Annotated in this window: 12 protein-coding genes; 4 read left to right on the top strand and 8 right to left on the bottom strand. The window is 54.5% G+C overall.

Annotation, left to right across the window (positions count from 1 at the left end; genetic code table 11):
* Positions 1–26 precede the first annotated feature (26 nt).
* The 4 genes from Q7U71_05020 to tkt form a co-directional block, all read right to left on the bottom strand.
* Positions 27–2,228 (bottom strand): polysaccharide biosynthesis tyrosine autokinase, encoded by a 2,202-nt coding sequence (locus Q7U71_05020; protein MDO9391121.1) that lies wholly within the window; start codon positions 2,226–2,228, stop codon positions 27–29.
* A gap of 37 nt (positions 2,229–2,265) precedes the next feature.
* Entirely contained in the window at positions 2,266–2,766 is a 501-nt protein-coding gene (locus tag Q7U71_05025) for an SLBB domain-containing protein (GenBank protein MDO9391122.1), read from the bottom strand.
* A 210-nt stretch (positions 2,767–2,976) separates the two neighbouring features.
* Positions 2,977–3,504 carry a lipocalin family protein gene (locus Q7U71_05030; GenBank protein MDO9391123.1) on the bottom strand — a complete coding sequence of 176 codons (528 nt, stop codon included), beginning with the start codon at positions 3,502–3,504 and terminating at the stop codon, positions 2,977–2,979.
* Positions 3,505–3,574: 70 nt separating this feature from the next.
* Entirely contained in the window at positions 3,575–5,572 is a 1,998-nt protein-coding gene (gene tkt / locus Q7U71_05035) for a transketolase (GenBank protein ID MDO9391124.1), read from the bottom strand.
* A 202-nt stretch (positions 5,573–5,774) separates the two neighbouring features.
* Between tkt and Q7U71_05040 the strand changes: the two genes are divergently transcribed.
* The 3 genes from Q7U71_05040 (at position 5,775) to Q7U71_05050 (ending at position 11,804) form a co-directional block, all read left to right on the top strand.
* A complete protein-coding gene (locus tag Q7U71_05040; protein MDO9391125.1) occupies positions 5,775–7,286 on the top strand; it encodes a sigma-54-dependent Fis family transcriptional regulator in 1,512 nt (503 codons plus the stop codon).
* Between the two features lie 481 nt (positions 7,287–7,767).
* Entirely contained in the window at positions 7,768–8,148 is a 381-nt protein-coding gene (locus tag Q7U71_05045) for a hypothetical protein (GenBank protein ID MDO9391126.1), read from the top strand.
* Positions 8,145–11,804 (top strand): FlgD immunoglobulin-like domain containing protein, encoded by a 3,660-nt coding sequence (locus tag Q7U71_05050; GenBank protein MDO9391127.1) that lies wholly within the window; start codon positions 8,145–8,147, stop codon positions 11,802–11,804. Before Q7U71_05045 ends, Q7U71_05050 begins: the two co-directional genes overlap by 4 nt.
* A gap of 66 nt (positions 11,805–11,870) precedes the next feature.
* Here Q7U71_05050 and Q7U71_05055 read toward each other — a convergent pair whose 3' ends face one another.
* From Q7U71_05055 to Q7U71_05065, 3 genes are all read right to left on the bottom strand, one after another.
* Positions 11,871–15,647 (bottom strand): tetratricopeptide repeat protein, encoded by a 3,777-nt coding sequence (locus Q7U71_05055; GenBank protein MDO9391128.1) that lies wholly within the window; start codon positions 15,645–15,647, stop codon positions 11,871–11,873.
* A 12-nt stretch (positions 15,648–15,659) separates the two neighbouring features.
* Positions 15,660–15,995, bottom strand: coding sequence for a hypothetical protein (locus Q7U71_05060; GenBank protein MDO9391129.1), 336 nt, complete (start codon positions 15,993–15,995; stop codon positions 15,660–15,662).
* Positions 15,996–16,087: 92 nt separating this feature from the next.
* The gene (locus tag Q7U71_05065) at positions 16,088–16,543 is read right to left on the bottom strand and encodes a cyclic nucleotide-binding domain-containing protein (GenBank protein MDO9391130.1); all 456 of its coding nucleotides are present in this window, start codon (positions 16,541–16,543) and stop codon (positions 16,088–16,090) included.
* 71 nt (positions 16,544–16,614) lie between these two features.
* Here Q7U71_05065 and Q7U71_05070 point away from each other — a divergent pair, with 71 nt between their 5' ends.
* Complete coding sequence (locus Q7U71_05070) at positions 16,615–17,073, top strand: cyclic nucleotide-binding domain-containing protein (GenBank protein MDO9391131.1); 459 nt, start codon at positions 16,615–16,617, stop codon at positions 17,071–17,073.
* Here Q7U71_05070 and Q7U71_05075 read toward each other — a convergent pair.
* Entirely contained in the window at positions 17,027–17,776 is a 750-nt protein-coding gene (locus Q7U71_05075) for a PHP domain-containing protein (GenBank protein ID MDO9391132.1), read from the bottom strand. The genes Q7U71_05070 and Q7U71_05075 overlap by 47 nt on opposite strands.
* Positions 17,777–17,813 lie beyond the last annotated feature (37 nt).

A 17,813-nucleotide genomic window follows, 5' to 3' on the forward strand; every position in this document is an offset into this window, starting at 1 on the left:
GGAAATAATTGATCAAATATGAAGGCCTATTTTTTATTCTTGCGTTTCCCCTTTTCCCCCTTTTTTCGCTGGCCGTCCTCGTAGTAATAGTGGTAGTAATAACTGTAACCGGCCAGCATGTCGGAACTGATGTTGTTCAGCACCGTGCCGGCGATCTTGGCCTTGACGTTGGTCAAAAGACCCTTGGCCCGCCTGGCGGCCTCGCGGTCGGTTTTGCCCGAGTGTATAACCAGCACCACGCAGTCGGCTTCGGCTGCCAGTACCGCGGCATCGGTGACGGTGATCACCGGGGGGCAGTCAAGGATAACCAGGTCGCAGCAGTTCTTCATCTCCTGGATCAGGCGCTTCATCTTCTGCGAGCTCAACAACTCGGAAGGGTTTGGAGGAATGGTGCCGGCCGGCAGAATGAAAAGGTTTTCAATGTCGGTGGAGACCATGGCCTTCTGCAGGTCGCCGCCCTTCACCAACAGTTCGGTCAGCCCCGGTTCCTGGGGTATGCCGAAAACTCCGTTGACCATGGGGCGCCGGAGGTCGGCGTCCACGATCAAAGTGCGGGATCCGACCTGGGCCATGGTGATGGCCAGGTTGGCGGCGGTGGTGGTCTTACCTTCCGACGGCCCGGAGGAGGTCACCAGGATGGTCTTCATCGGGGCGTCGGGGTTCAGGAACTGCAGGTTGGTGCGCAGTATCCTATAAGCTTCCGAAATGGGCGATTTGGGCAGGTGGTGGCTGATCAGCCGTTCGGCAATGGAAGTGGCACCATTGGTGGTCCTGCCGTTTCCCGCCTGGCTGGCCACATCCTCCTGGTCTATGGCCGGGATCAGACCCAGCACCGGCAGGGCCAAAAACTGTTCGATGTCGTGAATGTTCTTCAGCGAGGTATCCATGTATTCCATCAGCAACACCAGTCCTATTCCCAAAGCCAGCCCCAGCATTCCGCCGAACAGGATGTTGAGTTTGCGCCGGGGGCCCACCGGCTCCTTGGGAACCTGGGCCTGGTCGATTATCTTGACGTTGCCCAGTTTGCCGGCTTCGGAGATGCGGACCTCTTCGTATTTCTCCATCAGCATCTTGTAGATATTGTCGTCCAGCTCAAACTGGCGGGTCAGCCGGGCCAGCTCCACCTCCTTGGGCGGGATGGCTTTCAATTTCTCCAGATAACCGTCCACCACCCTTTGCTGGGCCAGCTCCTTGGCCTTGTAGGTCTCAATTTCCACCTGAAGGTCCAGGATCTTTACCACCAATTCCTCCGACAGCATTATCGGGTCAATGCCCCCGTTCTTCTGGGCCACGATCTTGGAGATCTCTTCCTTAAGCCGGGATTTGGTATTCTCAATTTTTTTGTTCAGTTCCTTCATCTTGGGATGGTCGGCCGGAAATCCCTGGGAGGTCATGGTGGCCATCTGGGTCTGCAGGGTCAGAAGGTCCTGTCGCAGGCCGGAAGCCAGAGGGGAAGAGACCTGGGACACATTCTCCAGCATGTTCTTTTTCTGGAAGTCCAATTGGTCCTGGAGATAGGCCAGCCTTTTTTCCGCCGATTCCCGCTCCACTTTGGTCAGGTTGTACTGTGATTCAAATCCGGTGAGCTTGTCGATCAGAAATTTTGATTCGTCGGAAAGCGAAACCACCTGGTTGGTCTGCTTGAAAAGGCGCAGCTGGTTTTCCCCGCCGAACAATCTTTTTTCTATCACCGGCAGCTGGACCTCCAGAAAGCGCCGCACCTCCGAAAATTCTCCCCGGCTGTAGCTTAAGTTCCGGGCGATGTAAGCCTGGCCCACGGTATTGGCGATGGCCGCCGCCTGGGCCGGATCGCTGCTGGTGGCTATCACCGTTATGATGTCGGTGGTCCGGGAAGCAAGCACGGTGGTGGAAAACATGATGTTCTCGGTCAGCAGGGTGTCGGCCAGGAAGCCCAGCTCCCGGGCATCCGGGCGGGCCTTCAATATCAGGGCCGCCTCGCCGGCCAGGCTGCGGCTGCGGATGATCTCCACCTGGTTGTTGATCATGTTGCGGCTCTGTTCGGTCTCCATCATCATACCCAATATGGGCTTGTTGTCCCGCTGGACCAAAAGGCTGACGCTGGCTTCGTAGATGTTGGGCTGGCGGAAAGAAAAGATGATGGAGGAAAGGAGCACCGTCAGAAATGCCCCCAGCACTATCCACCGCCGCCGCATTATTATCCGCAACAGGTCCTGTAATCCCGGCTGGGAGGACTCGGTGGAGGTCATTTTACCTTGAGTTGAATTATTTTTCATCATATTACAGTTACCTCACTCCGGCTACGACCAGATAAGCGGTGACCACCACCGCTGCCTGGCTTAAAAAAGATACCGCCCGCATCGTTTTGTGATAAAGGGTGGTGGGTACAATCACTACGTCGCCCTGTTCCATCATAGGCACCAGCGACTTGTCGGCCTTTCCGACATATTTGGAAATGTTAACCTTCTGGGTCTGTCCTGGGCCGTAAACCCCACGTACCAGTTTTACCCTGGAAAGGGCGGCATCCTCGGTGGGGCCGCCGGCATAAGAAATCAGGCCCACCACATCGGTGGCCACCGGCACCCGGTAGCGGCCAGGCCGGGTGACCTGTCCCCATATCTGGACCTCGATCAATACTTCGCGCTCATAGATGTCCCCGGAGGTTCCGGCCTGTCCTTGAGCCCGTTCCAAGTATCCGCCGGCCTGGGAAAAAGCCAGGCTGGCTCCGCCGAAAAGCCAGCAGGCTATCAGGGATGCCGCCTTAAATCTCAAGTTTAAAAATCTCACCGCCCAAAGTCTCCTTAATGTAGCGTTGAATTGTTGCAAACCCTTTTAGGACAAACAGGTTATAATCAAATAAAATTAACACATTTCAAGGGCAATGTCAACAACTAAAAGCATAATTTTTTAAATAAAAATGCCTTCCAGCAATTTGCGGGAAGGCATTAGATCTGGCAGGATACACAAAGGGTCCTGCCGTTTCATTTTGTCAATGATTCAGTCTGTTTTTTGCGGAGTCTTTTTAAGGTTAGTTAGGTCATAACCGTGTACTTCCTGCAGCCGCCTTAACAGGTCCCCATACAGCCCCTCATCCATCTTCGGGGTTCGGCAGAGGATCCACAGATAATTGCGGTTGGGGTGTCCTACCACGGCATACTGGTACCCAACGGAATCCAACTCTATCACCCAATAGGCACCGGAGAAGGGCCAGAAGAACTGGACCTTAAGCCTGGCATTGGTCTCTTTATCAACTACCCAGGCCTTTCCATGGACCTGTTTGTACTTTCCGTTCAAAGAATCCTTGTAGCATTGGTTGAGCACGTCTATCTTTCCGTCCGGCCGCAGGCTGTAAGTGGCGGTGACCCCGGTGCAGCCCTTCTGGAACCGCTGGGGGATGGTGGCGATCTCGTACCAGGTGCCCAGGTAGCAGTTCAGGTCAACCTTGGGAACGGTCTGAAGGGGCTTTGTCTGGGCCAGAGATAGAATCGGGACAACGGTGAAAATCAGAAGCAACAGATTTTTCATGATCACCTCCAAAATAATATTTTTGTTGGGGAACACAACACATTTTAAAAATTTATACATACGGACAAAATCAGGCCAGATGCTTTTTTATCTTCTCCGCCACCTGCTCCGGCGTAAAGCCGAATTCCAGGGCCAGAACCTTGTCCGGGGCGCTGGCGCCAAAATGTTCGATACCGATGAACAGGCCGTCCTGGCCGATCACCTGCCGCCACAAGGCTCCGCGCCCGGCCTCCAGAGCTATCTTCAAAGAGTCCTTGGGAATTACAGTATTCCGGTATTCCTCACTTTGCTCTAAAAACAATTCCAGACAGGGCACCGAGACTACCGAGACCTCTAGCCCCTGCGAAGCCAGCAGTTTGGCGGCTTCCACCGTCAGGCCTGTCTCCGATCCGCTGGCCATCAGGGTTATTTTGCGGCCCTGGCCGTAAACATGGACATTATATGCGCCCCGCAGGACTTCGCCGGGCTTAAAGTTTTCAGAACGCTCCAGCACCGGCAGCTTCTGCCGGGTCAGTACCAGGGCGGTCGGGCCATCCGTTTTCTGCAGGGCCAGGGTCCAGGCGGCGGCGGTCTCCAGGGCATCGGCCGGCCGGATCACCTGCAGGTTGGGTATCAGCCTTAAAGTTGAAACATGTTCGATAGGCTGGTGGGTGGGTCCATCCTCGCCCACATAAAAAGAGTCGTGGGTGAAAATGTAAATTGCCGGCAGTTTCATCAGCGCCGAAAGGCGGACGGCCGGGCGGCAGTAATCCGAGAACACCAGGAAGGTGGAGCCGAAGGGGATGAAAAATCCGTAAAGCGACATTCCGTTCATCATAGCTCCCATGGCGTGCTCCCGGATCCCGAAATGGATGTTGCGTCCGCTGAAATCTTCAGCCGAAACATGGGCCGAGCCCTTGATGTCGGAATTGGTGGAGCCGGCCAGATCGGCCGAGCCGCCAATCAGCGAGGGAACGATCCCGGCGATCTTCTGGATCATCTCACCGGAAAGACTGCGGGTGGCTGCCGGTTCGTCTTTAATGGCGGATGACAAAATGCCGTAAATGTCCGCCGGGATCTCTTTTTTCTCCAGCTTGTCCCAAAGGCCGGCCTTTTCAGGGTTCTGCAATCTCCATGCGGCAAGATGCTTCTGCCACTTGTTGTATTCCCGTTTACTCCGGGAGATCTTCTTTTGGCACAGCGATCTCACCTCGTCCGGTATGTAAAACGTCTGATCCGGCCAGCCCAGGTTCTTACGGGTGGCGGCCACCTCGTCCCTGCCCAGCGGCGAGCCGTGGGCCGAGGACAGATCGTGTTTGTTGGGGCTGCCCTGGGCGATGTGTGTCCGGGCCAGGATCAGCGAAGGTTTATCCGAAACCTTCTGGGCTTTTTTGACGGCCTTGTTAATGGCCTGGTGATCGTGGCCGTCGATGCCCTGGATGTGCCAGCCAAGGGCCTTGAACCTGGCTCCCACATCCTCGGAAAAGCTGACATCCGTCCGTCCGTCAATGGTGATGCGATTGTCGTCGTAAATATAGATTATGTTCCCAAGTTTTAAGTGCCCGGCCAGCGAGGCCGCTTCGGAAGAAATGCCTTCCATCAGGTCTCCGTCCGAGACCAGGGCATAAATGTAATGATCCAGTATTTCCTGCTTTTCAAGCCCCAGCCGGGCGGTAGCCATCTTCTGGGCCAAAGCCATGCCCACGCCGTTGGCAAATCCCTGTCCCAGCGGGCCGGTGGTAACCTCCACTCCCGGGGTGTGCCCGGCTTCGGGATGGCCCGGGGTCAAGCTTCCCAACTGGCGGAAATTCTTCAGTTCCTCCAATGAGACATCGTATCCGAAAAGATGCAGCAGCCCGTACAGCAGGGCCGAGCCGTGGCCGGCCGACAGGATGAAGCGGTCCCGTCCCGGCCACTTGGGGTCTTTGGGGTTGAACCGTAAAAAGTCGTGCCACAGCACAAAGGCAAAATCAGCCGCGCCCATCGGAAGCCCGGGATGGCCGGAATTGGCCTGCTCCACCTCGTCCACCGCCAGCATGCGCAAAGTATCGGCGGCTTTTTGATATTGTTGGTTTGTTAATTTACTCATAATATATAAATTTGTTGATGGTGTTTTCTTTCCGGTAATCATATCACTTTTTCCGGTAACTTTGCAAACAAAAAGCGTCATTAATGAAAAACGTTCAGGAAAGGACGCCCCCTATAAATTTTATGGATACCCACCCCCTTGACAAGCATATATATCACTGTTATCATTGGGTAAGAAAATATAAAAAAAGGATATAAACCCCATGAACGACCAAAAATCCCGCCAGGAGCTGGAATTTTTGCTGTCCTTCAGCAAATCGCTTTCATCCACCCTGGATCAAAGCCAGCTGTTGGACATCATCATTGAATCGGCCAAGACGCTGACTGCGGCCGAAGCCAGCTCCCTGCTGCTGCTGGAACAGGCCACCCAGAACCTGCATTTTGCCCATGCCACCGGCGAGGTCTCGGAGGAGCTGAAAAAACTATCCATCCCCATGGGACAGGGCATCGCCGGGTGGGTGGCCCGGGAGCAAAAGCCCCAGATAGTGAACCAGACCGAGCAGGATGAACGCTGGTACAAGGGCATCGATGAAAAGACCAAGTTCACCACCAAGTCCCTGTTATGCGTACCGTTGCTTTCCAATGGCCAGACCATCGGCGTTATAGAGGTGCTGAATAAAAAGGACGGCCAGCAGTTTGACCAGCAGGACCAGGAACTGCTTTTGAAGTTCGCGGATCTTGCGGCCCAGGTGCTGGAGAACGCAGACAAATACAGCCGCTTAAAGGATGAGAATGTTCAACTGCGCGATGAGCTGGCCAGCCGCTATACCATCACCGGGAAAAGCCAGGCGGTGGAAGAGGTGCTGGGCCTAGCCCGCAAGGTGGCTTCCGGAAATACCACAGTGTTGTTGCAGGGCGAGAACGGGACCGGCAAGGAACTGCTGGCCCGTTTCATCCATTACCAAAGCCCCCGGGCCGAAAAGGCTTTTGTGGCCGTCAACAGCGCCGCCATCCCGGTGGAACTGCTGGAATCCGAGTTGTTCGGACACGAGAAGGGCGCCTTTACCGGGGCCAGCTGCCGGCGCAAGGGCCGGTTTGAAATGGCGGCCGGCGGCACCATCTTCCTAGATGAAGTGGGGGACCTGCCCCAGGCAATTCAGGCCAAGATCCTGAGGGTTTTGCAGGAGAGGGAATTCGAGCGGCTGGGCAGCAGCGAAACCATCAAAGTGGATGTCAGGATCATCGCCGCCACCAACAAGGACCTGCTGCAACTGGTGAAAGCCGGGTTGTTCCGGGAGGACTTGTATTACCGCTTGAACGTTTTTCAAATATTCCTGCCGCCCCTGCGCCAAAGGACGGAGGACATCCCGGTCCTGGCCGGGCATTTTCTGGAACGTTTTGGCCGGGAGACCAAAAAACAGGTGCGGGGATTTACAGAAGAGGCAGCCAAGGCCATGCAGAGTTATTCCTGGCCGGGAAACATCCGCGAACTGCAGAATGCGGTGGAGAGGGCGGTGGTGCTTAGTTCCGGCCAAACCATAACCCTGCAGAACCTGCCCCGGCTGGTGGACGATACTTCCACCAGGGATGGCATTCCGCCGACCATGACCTGGGACGGCGCCCAGGATGTATTCAAGCGGGAATACATGATAAAAGCGCTGGAGTCGAATAATTGGAATCAAAGAAAAACCGCAAAAATATTGGACATTCAGCCATCGTATCTTTCCCGCCTTTTAAGAGAGCTTAACATTATCCGCCCCCGCAACAGAGAGTGAGTTATTGGTGTCATTCCCGAGGCTGTTTCTTCAGAATATCTATAAAAAGGGCCTTAACAAAGGGTAAGGCCCTTTTTATGTGCAAATACCAGTTAACCTATGTAAAATTTACATCTTATTGTAACTATTTGATACATATGGCATTGATAACTGAGAAATGAAAAAGTTACACTTTGTGAATTTATAAATATACAACAATTAGAAGTATAACTTGTTGAAGCAATAGGCATATATAAACCAAAATGTAAATAAAATAAAACAGGTATGGGAAATGCATTATAAATACAGATTGGACAAATATTACTAAAAATAGACAGTATATTTTTTTATTGACATTATATAAAAATAGAACTAATTTGTTTATTGCTGAAATTTGACAATCAACGCAAGTTGTTTTATATCAATATGATATAAAATAGTAACAAGTTGGCATAGTTTTTGCAATATATAGTTCTTAAATGGTTCTTAATAAGAGATAACTATGCATTGTGATAATGAAAATAAAGATATAGGGTCTTTCATCAAAAGATCAATTCACAGTTTTACTGCGCTGGACATTGTTTTGCATTATGCCAGACAACCAAACGCGCAGGAAACCCCCAAAAGCATTTCCAAGCTTTTGGGAAAAAGTCATGATGAAATCAGCTGTTGTTTGGAACAATTCGTCGAGGCCAAAGTCCTGCAGCGGGTGAAAAAGAAAGGCGAGCACTGGTACCTTCCCTCCTCCGACATAAATAAATCCGAGATACTAAAATTGCTTAAACAGTGTTTGGACGACAAAGATAAAAGAATAAAAATGCTCTCGATGGCCTTAGCATCCATTAGGGAAAAAACCCCCGGTAAAAGGAGAAAAACCTCATGAAAAAAATAGTTGGTCTATTTTTTGCGTTAATGGCACTGGCTTCTTCAGCCATGGCTGCCTCGGACACAGTCAAAATATTTTTGTGGGACAACGATGCCGGTGAGACGGCCCAAAAATCCCCGGCCGCAGTGATGGACGAGAACTACGGTTCCCGCTATGTATGGGCCGACAGCCGGGACGGTAATTTCAACATCTACGGACGGATCTGGGAACGGAAACCGGAAGCGGCTACAGACGCTTTTCTAGTCAACCGGATCCGGGTGGATGAGCACCTTCAGGACCAGCCCGATGTGGCCGGGACCACGGGGGATTTCTTCTTCGTGGTCTGGCAGGATTCGCTGCTGAAGACCGGTGAACTGTATCAGCCGTATGTCTGCAAGCTGGACAAACTGGGAAAACCGATGACAGACGAGGTCCGGGTGACCGAGAAGCCGGTGGGCAACGCCAAGTATCCCAAGATCGCCGTCAACAAAAGGACCCAGGATTTCGTGGTGGTCTGGCAGGACAACCGGGACGGGTCCTGGGACGTCTGGGGGCGCTTGTTCGACAACAAGTGCGAACCGATTTCGCCGGACATCAAGCTCAACGATGACGGACTGAAGGTTCCCCATGTCCTGCCGGCGGTCAGCTTCACCGATGCCGGAATAGCTGTGGCCTGGCAGGACAACCGGGACGGGACTAGCAAATCCGATATCTTCTACCGGTATTTCAAGCCTGACTTCTCTCCGCTCATGGCCGGCAAACGGGTCAACAGCGATGTGGAACGGTTCCACGTTACCCCCTCGGTGGCGGCCTCCGACACCGGGTACTTCACCGTGGTCTGGCTCAGTTTCGAAAACCACCTTTACGGAGACGTCTTCGCCCAGCGCTTCTATCCCGATGGCACCGCTAACCAGGCCAACATCAAGGTCAACCTCTCGACGGCCCCGGTGGCCTGCCGGATCCCCACCGTGACCATGGGCATCGATAACGTTTCCTTCTGGACCAGCTGGGCTGATTCCGCCATTAGCACCGACAAGTACCAGATCCGGGCCAGATACTACGACCGCTATGGACGCTTCAACACCACGGTCAAGACGGTCAACCAAAACCCTGCCAACGGCCAGTGGGCCCCGGATGTCTGCCGCTTTGGCAGCTGGTTCTCGGTGGCCTGGCTTGATTCCAGCCGGGCCAACGGCCGCGGGGATGTCTTCGGCCAGTATTACGTCCTGAATCAGGATAAGGATGACACCCTGGATGCGGTGGAAGTGAATTATAATGTCACCGCCGACAAGGCCGCCGGCCGCACTATCTGGTACCACCCCAAGAAGGATTATGACAACCCCGCCACTTCCGGCTGGAACGAGGACCCCATCGCCGAGCCGGAATCCCTGTATATCCCGCTGGATTCGGCCTATGTGCTGGCCCTTAAGGAACGGAACATCCCCAACCAGCAGTTCGTCCAGATCACCAATACCAGCGTGCTGGAATACATGTGGCGCGACAAACAGGGAAAGCTGAACAGCAGCGCCGAGTACAACCTGTGCCTGCTGGACCTGGGTTATGCCGAGGACGGCTCCAGCGCCGGCACCATCGAGGACGAGCAGATAGACACGCTGATAGCCTTCGCCAACACCGCCGACAAATGCCTGCTGGCGGCCGGCAACGATTTTGGCGAGATGTATTATACGGACTCCCTGTTCGACTTCTTCGGCTCCAAATACGTGGGGCCGGGGAACCCCGCCGAGACCGGCAACATCCAGAAGATCAACGGCATCGCCGGGACCTTCACCGAGGGGATGTATTTCAACTACCCCTTCCAGCAGGCACCGGACAATTCCGTCGACATCATCGAACCCTACGCAACAGGCAGCCAGTTATTAATGCAAAGCGATGGAAGCAAGTTAACCTGGGGCCGGGCCACCTCCTACTCCGATTATTACAAAGGGGCCAAAGCCTCCAATCATAACAATGTCTATCTGACCTTCTCCATTGGCTCACTGACCAACGGGGTGTTTCCCAGCACCGCCTCGGAACTGACCCGCCGGATCCTGGCCTACCAGGGCTTCAACGTGGAACCGGAGCCGATAGTGGACCTGGTGGATTCGGTCTACACCGGCGCCACAGAAGGCTCGATCGAACTTTCCTGGATGGCGGTCAGCGATGACAATGTCGCTGAAAAAGCCACCAAGTATTGGTTGAAATATACCAAATACAATTCCACAGCCTCCGATCTGGGAAAGATGAGTTCTGAGGTAGATTTTATCGATACCGGTATGACCTATTATCAAGCCTGGACACCAGCGGCCGCAGATGTCCGTGAGAAAAAAATTGTATATGGGTTTGCTCCGGCTGACACAGTGATCTTTTCCCTTAAGGCCGGTGATGAATCTTCGCCAGTCCGGTGGGGTACCTTGGGCAACGAACCAAGGATAGTGGTCTATGGCGACACGGTTACACCGCATGCTGTCCGGCTGGGGTATGGCACAAGCCCAAATTTTAATGGATGTGTCAATGACTTCTGCAAGAGCGAACGGATGGGCACCCGGCTCAGTGATACACTGTTCACTACCTGGGATGCCTCCAATCTGTACCTGGGCTACGGCGGCTGTGACTGGCGGACAGCCGGTGACATGTTCATCTATTTCGACACCAGAACCGGAGGTGCAGATTCCACCTGTACATACAATACAGGGGATTCATGTTCCGGTTTCGATCCCGCTTTCCGGCCGGATTTCTGTCTGATAATTGAGAACGGGACCACCGCGGTCCTGAAAAAGGCCACCGGCAGCAAGACCTGGGTGGACTCAATAGCCTCCTACAGCACCAGCTATCTGTCGCTGGACAGCATCAACAAGTACAATTATTTGGAAGTCCAGGTCCCGTTTGCCTATTTAAAATACACGGTCGGAAATGTCTTTAAATACCTGGTGCTCTGCAACAATGAAACCACCGAGCATTCCTGGAATGCCTTCCCCATCACCAACAACATCGGCAAGGATGCCAAGGCTCCAGTAGCCAAGTATCCCTATTTCTATCAGATCAACAGCCTTACTTCCGGGTTGTCACCCAGGACAGCAGCCCAGGCTTTGGCCGTAGAACTTTCCGAGTTTGCCTGCCAGGGCGGGAGCGAGGGGATAACTTTGACCTGGCAAACCGCCAGCGAGAATAACAATTATGAATGGCTGATAGAACGATCAACCAGTCCGGAAGAAGACTTTCAGAATGTAACTACCATCAAAGCCGAGGAAGGCTCACCGACCGGCCGCCAGTACAGCTACACCGACGCGGCGGTATTGCCCAATACCACTTACTATTATCGCCTGGGGGACAAGGATCTGAGCGGGCAGGTGACCTGGCACGGGCCGGTGATGGCGGTAAGCGGCGGCCTGGTCTACGACAAACTGCAGTTGATGCCCTGCCACCCCAACCCGTCTTCGGGGGCGGTTGCCATAAAGTATGCCCTGCACAAATCAGGAACGGTGGCGTTAAATATTTACGATATCTGTGGGCGGAGGGTGAATACTTTAGACCAGGGTCAAAAACAAAGTGGAGCTTACAGCCTGACCTGGAAGGGCGACGACAGCCAGGGAAGGATGCTGCCGGCCGGAGTGTACTTTTACCAGCTTAATTTTAACGGAGCCAGCCTTACCCAAAGAATGGTATTGTTGAGATAATAGAATTCAGGCAATTAAAAAAGGGCGACCAAATGGTCGCCCTTTTTTATTCCTTCCGGGAACAATTCAATCAAAAACAAGTTTGCGGCCGGTGTTTTCTATGAAACCCTTGCCAATGTCTCGGGGTAAGGTGCTTTTCATCTGCCGGATCACGCTCCTGGCCTTCTCCAGCTCTTTTTCCGCCGGTTCTTTATTTTCCTTGAGGCCCCAAAGTTTGCTCAGATAATAGCTGGTCTGCCATAGAATTTCCGGGGATCCGGTTGTCTTGGCAATTTCCGAAGCATCCTTTAAGTAGTCTTCGGTTTCCCGGATGTTGCCTCCGGTCAGGGCTTTTTGGGCAAACAGCAGATAGATACGGCCCAAAAGGAATTTGTCCTTAAGCTCCTGGGCCAGAACCAGCGATTCGGAAAGCGGCTGGGCCATTTCGACAGATTCGCCCTTCATCTTCATAAGGGCGGACAGGTTCAAAAGTCCGTATGCCATTTCCCTTTTATTCTGGGTTTTTTCGGCCAGCCCCAGCAGACGATTAACATGTTCTTCGGCTCCGGACAGGTCCCCAGTCTCCAGTTTAAATTCCACCAGCCCCCGGGCTGCGGCCAGTATCACCTCAGGGTCCCGTACTTTGCGGGCCTCGTCAAGGGCTTCGTTGATATTTTTATCAGCCTGTTCCAGTTGACCCAAAGTATGGTAAAGGGATCCCAGATTGGCTTTGACATAGGCCAGCATGCGCGTATCCCCCAGCTTGCCGGAAATAGTGGCTGCCTGAGTAAACTCCGCCAGGGCCAGGGGGTATTTCCCCTGCAAGGCAAGGTCCAAACCTAAATTCCTTCGGATCTCAACTTCGGTGTTGCAATCCTTTATTTCCAGGGAAATATTCAGGGCGGCAGTGTGCTGTTCGATCGCTGCCCCGGCATCGCCCCAGATCTGCTGGATGATACCAATGTTGCAGTAAATGTTCATCAGTTGGTGGATCTCACCAATCTCCCTGGCGGTTTTTAAAGCCTGCTCATAATGGCCATAGGCGGCCGGATAGTTCCCCATAATGAACTGGATGTTTCCCAGGTTGAATCCGGCCAAAGACTCAATCCTCCGGTCGCCGATCTTCCTGGCTGTGGCTATCGCCGTAGAAAAACATTCTTCGGCCGGGGCGTTTTCCCCCATCAACAGCAGGTTTATTGCCAGATTATTGTTGTAAGAGGCTATGCCTTCAAGGTATTTGGTCTTCTCTGACATCTCCAAGGCCTGCTTGTTGAATTCCACCGCTTTGGGGATATCTCCCATTAATTCGTAAGCCTTTCCCAGGCTGCCGCAGGCCCGGGCGGTTTCCTTTTCTTCCCCCAAAGACTGATAGATTGACAAAGCCTTGGTAAAATAATTTATAGCTTCCTCTGTTCTGCCGCTTCGCAGGAAAATATGACCACTGTTGTTCAGGGCCATGGCTTTGTCCAGCTGATCGTTCTTGCTTTCGGCCTGGTGCAACACATTCTCCAGAGTCTCCCGGGCCCTGTCAACCTGCCCCAGCATGTCGTAGACTATTCCAGCCGAGAGCAGATACTTCCTTTCGGCCTTGTCGTCCTTCTCCCGCTGGGCTATCTTGGAGGCGGTGATGAAGTTCTTGAGCGCCTGGTCCCGCTGGCCTACTAGCCGGAATATCGCTCCCTGGGCCCCCAGCAGCTCGGCGGTCTCAGTCAGGTTCTGCCGGCTTTCCTTGAGCAGCTTGATGACCTCCAGCCCCTTGCGGTAGAACTCCACCGCTTCGGGGTTGGCATACAGGCCCCGGGCCTTGTCGCCGGCCCGGTGCAGGTAGTTCACCGCCTTGTCGCTGTCCTTGCTGTGGTAGTAATGGTGGGCCAGATCTTCGTAATGGGAATAGAGGTCCTTCTGGTGCTCCCGTTCCAGGGCCTGGGCGGCCTGGCCGTGAAGCTCCCTGCGCCGGCCCTTAAGCAGGGTGGAGTATGCGGCCTCGTGGGTGGTGGTGGAGTGGAACTCGTAGGTCCGTTTTCCCTCCAACAGTTTGGAATACAAAAGCCCTTCAAAATGCTCCAGGTTGTCCAGCACGGGCTGGATCTGTTCCGGGTTCTGACCAGAGAGCTTGCCCAGCAGGCGGCTATCGAATTCCTTTCCGATCACCGCGGCATACTGCAGGGTGCGGCGGAACTCTTCGGAAAGCTTGTCGATCCTGCCCAGCACCATGGCGGCCACAGTGTTGGGGAGGGATATTTTTTCAAAACGCTTTGAGGCCTGCAGATTGGGGCCGTCCCTTTTGACCAGCCGGCGGGAGAGCAGGTTGCGGATGGTCTCCTCGATGAACAGGGGGTTGCCCTCGGTCCGCTCCTCGATCTTCTTCAGCACCTCTTCGCTGACATCCTGGACCTGGGCCAGGCCGGAGACCATCTGCAGGGTCTCCCGGACATCCAGTTTTTTCAGCACCAGGCTCAGGCAGTTGGGCCGGGCTATGAAGGGCAGGGCAAGTTCCGGGCGGTAGTCGCAGCAGATCAGCACCGGCTGGTTTTCCAGGTCGGTGACCAGATGCTCCAGCAATTCCAAAGTAATGGTATCGGCCCAATGCAGGTCCTCAAAGGCCAAAACCAGAGGCTGTTTGGAAGAGATTTTAGAATAAAGCCGGGAGAAGGACTCAAAGGTCTTCCGCTTGCGTTTTTCCGGATCAAGGGCTTCGGTTTCGGGATACGGCAATCCCAGCAGCGAGCCCAGGTAGGGTTCGAACTCCAGCAGGTCCAATGTTTGGAGGCAGGACTGCAGTTTTTCCGACTTCCTGCCGCCGGCATCGGATTCGGCGATGCCGGTCAAAAGATTCAGCTGGCGCAGGAAGGGCAGATAGGCCACCCCGGATGCGTAGGAGTAGCACTTGCCCTTGATGAATTTATAGTTCTCCTCCCTGGTCAAAAGCTCCAGCTCCTTGGCCAGGCGGGATTTTCCCAGTCCCGGTTCTCCGGTAATGGCCACGATCTGTCCGGCCCCGGCTTTGGTCCGCTGAACCGACTGACGGATCCCGTCCATCTCGGCCTGGCGGCCCACCATCTTGATGGAGCCGGAACGAAGGGCTCCGGCCTTTTCTTCGGCCTCCATCCGCCCCAGGATCAGGTATACGTTCTGGGGCTTTGACTTTCCCTTGACCATCACCGGCTTAAGTTTTTTCAGCCGGATCTTTCCCTTGACCCTCTTATAAGTGTTTTCGCCGATCACGCATTCCCGGGAGTTGGCCACCTTCTCCAGCCGGGCCGCCAGGTTGACGGCGTCGCCGATCACGGTGTATTCCATCCTTTCCCGCGATCCCACGTTCAGGGCCACCACCTCGCCGGAATTGAGGCCGATGCTCATAGCCAGCGCCATCTTGCGCTCGGCGGCGAAACGGTCCATGGCCTCCAGCATCTCAATGGCTGCCAGGCAGGCCCGCAGCGGGTCGTCCTCGTGGACCACCGGCGCCCCGAACAGTACCATCAAAGCGTCGCCCATGAACTTGTCGATATGGCCCCCGTAGCGGGAGGCGATCTCGACCATGGCGTCAAAATACTGGTTGACCACCTCCACCACCTGCTCCGGGTCCATGGTCTCGGACATGGAGGTGAACCCGGAAAGATCCCCGAACAGAATGGTCACCGGGCGGCGCTCGCCCTCCACCTGGGTGCCTTCGGGGTTGAGCAGGATCTTGTCAATTATCCTTTGGGGCAGGTAACGTTCGATGGAGCTGACAATTTTCTCCACCTGGTCCAGCCGCACAAACACCGTCTGTTCCTGCTGCTCCGGGGCAACAGACTGTTCCTTGCGGGTGATCTGATCCAGCCGCTGCAGTATCTTTCCGACCAGTTCGCTTCGTTCCATCATAAAAAGCTCCCGTTACAGGGTGGTTGTTCTTTTGCCGCTGCGGCGCTCTTCCTGTTCGATGGCCAGCATCAGCTTTTTCATCTGATATTCCTGGCTGGCAAAGTGGCTCTCCAGTTTCTGCCCCCAGGCGTGAACCCGGTCGGTCAGTTCCACCGCCTGCTCATCGCTGATCAGGCCGTCGTGCCGGGCGTCCAGGATCTTGTTCATCAGCTTGGGGCCGAAATCCAGGTCGCTCTGCCGCTTCAGCCGCTCCAGCACCTTGACCATTCCCAGGTAGTGCCGGTAGCTTGAACTGCCGGATCTAGCCGGGGCCTCCGGGATGACCCCAGGGTTAAGTTTCTTGTTCATGGCCTTAAAATAAATGTTTTCAGGGGGCCTTATCGGCTTGACAGGGAGAGAGACTTTTGATATGCTATGATGTCCGGGTGATCAACCGACCACTAGGCCGGCTTCAAGCTTTTGAATTTTTCGTCGGTGGAGCGCAGCCGGCCCAGGGCCACTTTCAGCAGGGCCACCAGGATCTTGGAGGTGATGCCGGGATCGGTCAGCAGCATCTGGTCGAAGACCTTTTTGGTGATCACCACCAGTTCGGCATCCTCGGTTATCCGGGCGGTGGCCGAGCGGGGCTGGGCGTCCACCAGGGACATCTCCCCGAAAAAACTGCCGGGGTTCAGGGACGCCAAAAGCATGTCGTCCTTGCCGGGGACCGACTTGTATATGCCCACCTGGCCGGAATGGATCAGATACATCACCTCGCCCGGCGTGCCCTCAAAGAAAAGGGTCCGGCCCTGGCGGTAGCTGCGCAGGAAGATCAGCTTGGCTATCCGCTCCAGCTCCTCCGGGGTCAGCGAGGAGAAAAGATGGTTGTTGGTCAGGGCTTCGATGATCTGGGACATATGAGCAGACTCCTTGGTTTTAATATTCTGAAGTTCTTAAAAATCCATCACTTCATCAAACAGGAGGGGAAATGAGCTCCATCACCAACCTCAGGGATTTTTTGCTGTTCCAGGAACTGGCCGAAGACGAGATGATGCGCCTGACCCAGCTTTTTTCCACCGAGGCCGAGGACTTCCTGCCCGGCGCCATCATCTGCCAGAAGGACGCCCCCGGCGACAGCATGTACCTGATCAAGAGCGGCAAGGTCCAGATCAGCCTGCCCACCGACCAGGGAGACGTGGTGCTGGCCGAGCTGGGGCCGGGAAAGTTCTTCGGCGAAATGTCATTATTGGACAAGGCCCCCCGTTCGGCCAATGTCAATGCGGTGGAGAACACCGAACTGTACATCCTGACCCGCAAGCACATTGCTTTTCTGATGGACAAGGAGGCCAAGATAGCGGCCAAGATGATGCTGGCCATGTCCCGGATCCTTTCGGCCCGGATCAGGGTGATGGATGACCGGATCCAGGATTCGTTTGCCACGGAATAGCGCCGTTCAATGGCCAGAACAGGTCCCGGTCCGTCAGTTCCAGCTTCCCGGCCAGTTCCAGCGAATAGTCCAGCCGGCACATTTTGTCCGCGCCGTGCCCGTCCGAACCCAGGGAAAACTTCAATCCGGCCTCTTTGGCCATCGTTGCCAGCTTAAGGTCCGGCACCAGCCACCGGGAGCTGAGCTCGATGGCCAAATTGCATTTCAGGGCCAGTTCCACCAATTTCGTCCGCCATCCGTCAGTTATGGCGTCCTTCTGTTCCCGGAAATTGCAGGGCAAAAGGCCGGGATGGGCCAGAATGTCAAAAGAATATCTTTGGGCCTGGCGGGCGATTATTTCCAGCATCTCATCCAGCAGCCGGGCCAGGTCAATTTCGGTGATCTGGGGATCGAAAAAATCCATCGGTCCGGCCGAATGAACCCCGCCGACAAGATAATGGCAGAGCTTCAACTCCTCCGGAGAAACAGGGATCTCACGCCCCAGGTCCAGTTCCACGGCCCGGTAGACCGGAAGGTCCTGAATGGCAGAAAGGTATCTTTCAAACCGGTCTTGGCTGTCCAGTTGGAAGTTTCCCGGTCCGCAGTGGTCGGCCAGGCCCACCCGGTACCCCTTGTCCGAAGCGATTTGCAAAACTTCCCGGGGGGAAAGCCGGCCGTCTGAAAAAACGGTATGGGTATGTAAGTCGGCGATGGTTTTAATCATACAACATTTAATGATAAGTCTAAATTGGGTCAAAGTC

The sequence above is a fragment of the bacterium genome (assembly GCA_030655055.1).
Lineage (GTDB): Bacteria > Edwardsbacteria > AC1 > AC1 > EtOH8 > UBA5202.

What these genes read in the sequence shown, in the direction of transcription:
- Q7U71_05020 (MDO9391121.1), bottom strand. Translation starts at nt 2,228, where the DNA reads ATGACCTCCACCGAGTCCTCCCAGCCGGGATTACAGGACCTGTTGCGG.
- Q7U71_05050 (MDO9391127.1), top strand. Translation starts at nt 8,145, where the DNA reads ATGAAAAAAATAGTTGGTCTATTTTTTGCGTTAATGGCACTGGCTTCT.
- Q7U71_05075 (MDO9391132.1), bottom strand. Translation starts at nt 17,776, where the DNA reads ATGATTAAAACCATCGCCGACTTACATACCCATACCGTTTTTTCAGAC.
- Q7U71_05065 (MDO9391130.1), bottom strand. Translation starts at nt 16,543, where the DNA reads ATGTCCCAGATCATCGAAGCCCTGACCAACAACCATCTTTTCTCCTCG.
- Q7U71_05060 (MDO9391129.1), bottom strand. Translation starts at nt 15,995, where the DNA reads ATGAACAAGAAACTTAACCCTGGGGTCATCCCGGAGGCCCCGGCTAGA.
- Q7U71_05055 (MDO9391128.1), bottom strand. Translation starts at nt 15,647, where the DNA reads ATGATGGAACGAAGCGAACTGGTCGGAAAGATACTGCAGCGGCTGGAT.
- Q7U71_05070 (MDO9391131.1), top strand. Translation starts at nt 16,615, where the DNA reads ATGAGCTCCATCACCAACCTCAGGGATTTTTTGCTGTTCCAGGAACTG.
- Q7U71_05040 (MDO9391125.1), top strand. Translation starts at nt 5,775, where the DNA reads ATGAACGACCAAAAATCCCGCCAGGAGCTGGAATTTTTGCTGTCCTTC.
- Q7U71_05030 (MDO9391123.1), bottom strand. Translation starts at nt 3,504, where the DNA reads ATGAAAAATCTGTTGCTTCTGATTTTCACCGTTGTCCCGATTCTATCT.
- Q7U71_05045 (MDO9391126.1), top strand. Translation starts at nt 7,768, where the DNA reads ATGCATTGTGATAATGAAAATAAAGATATAGGGTCTTTCATCAAAAGA.
- tkt (MDO9391124.1), bottom strand. Translation starts at nt 5,572, where the DNA reads ATGAGTAAATTAACAAACCAACAATATCAAAAAGCCGCCGATACTTTG.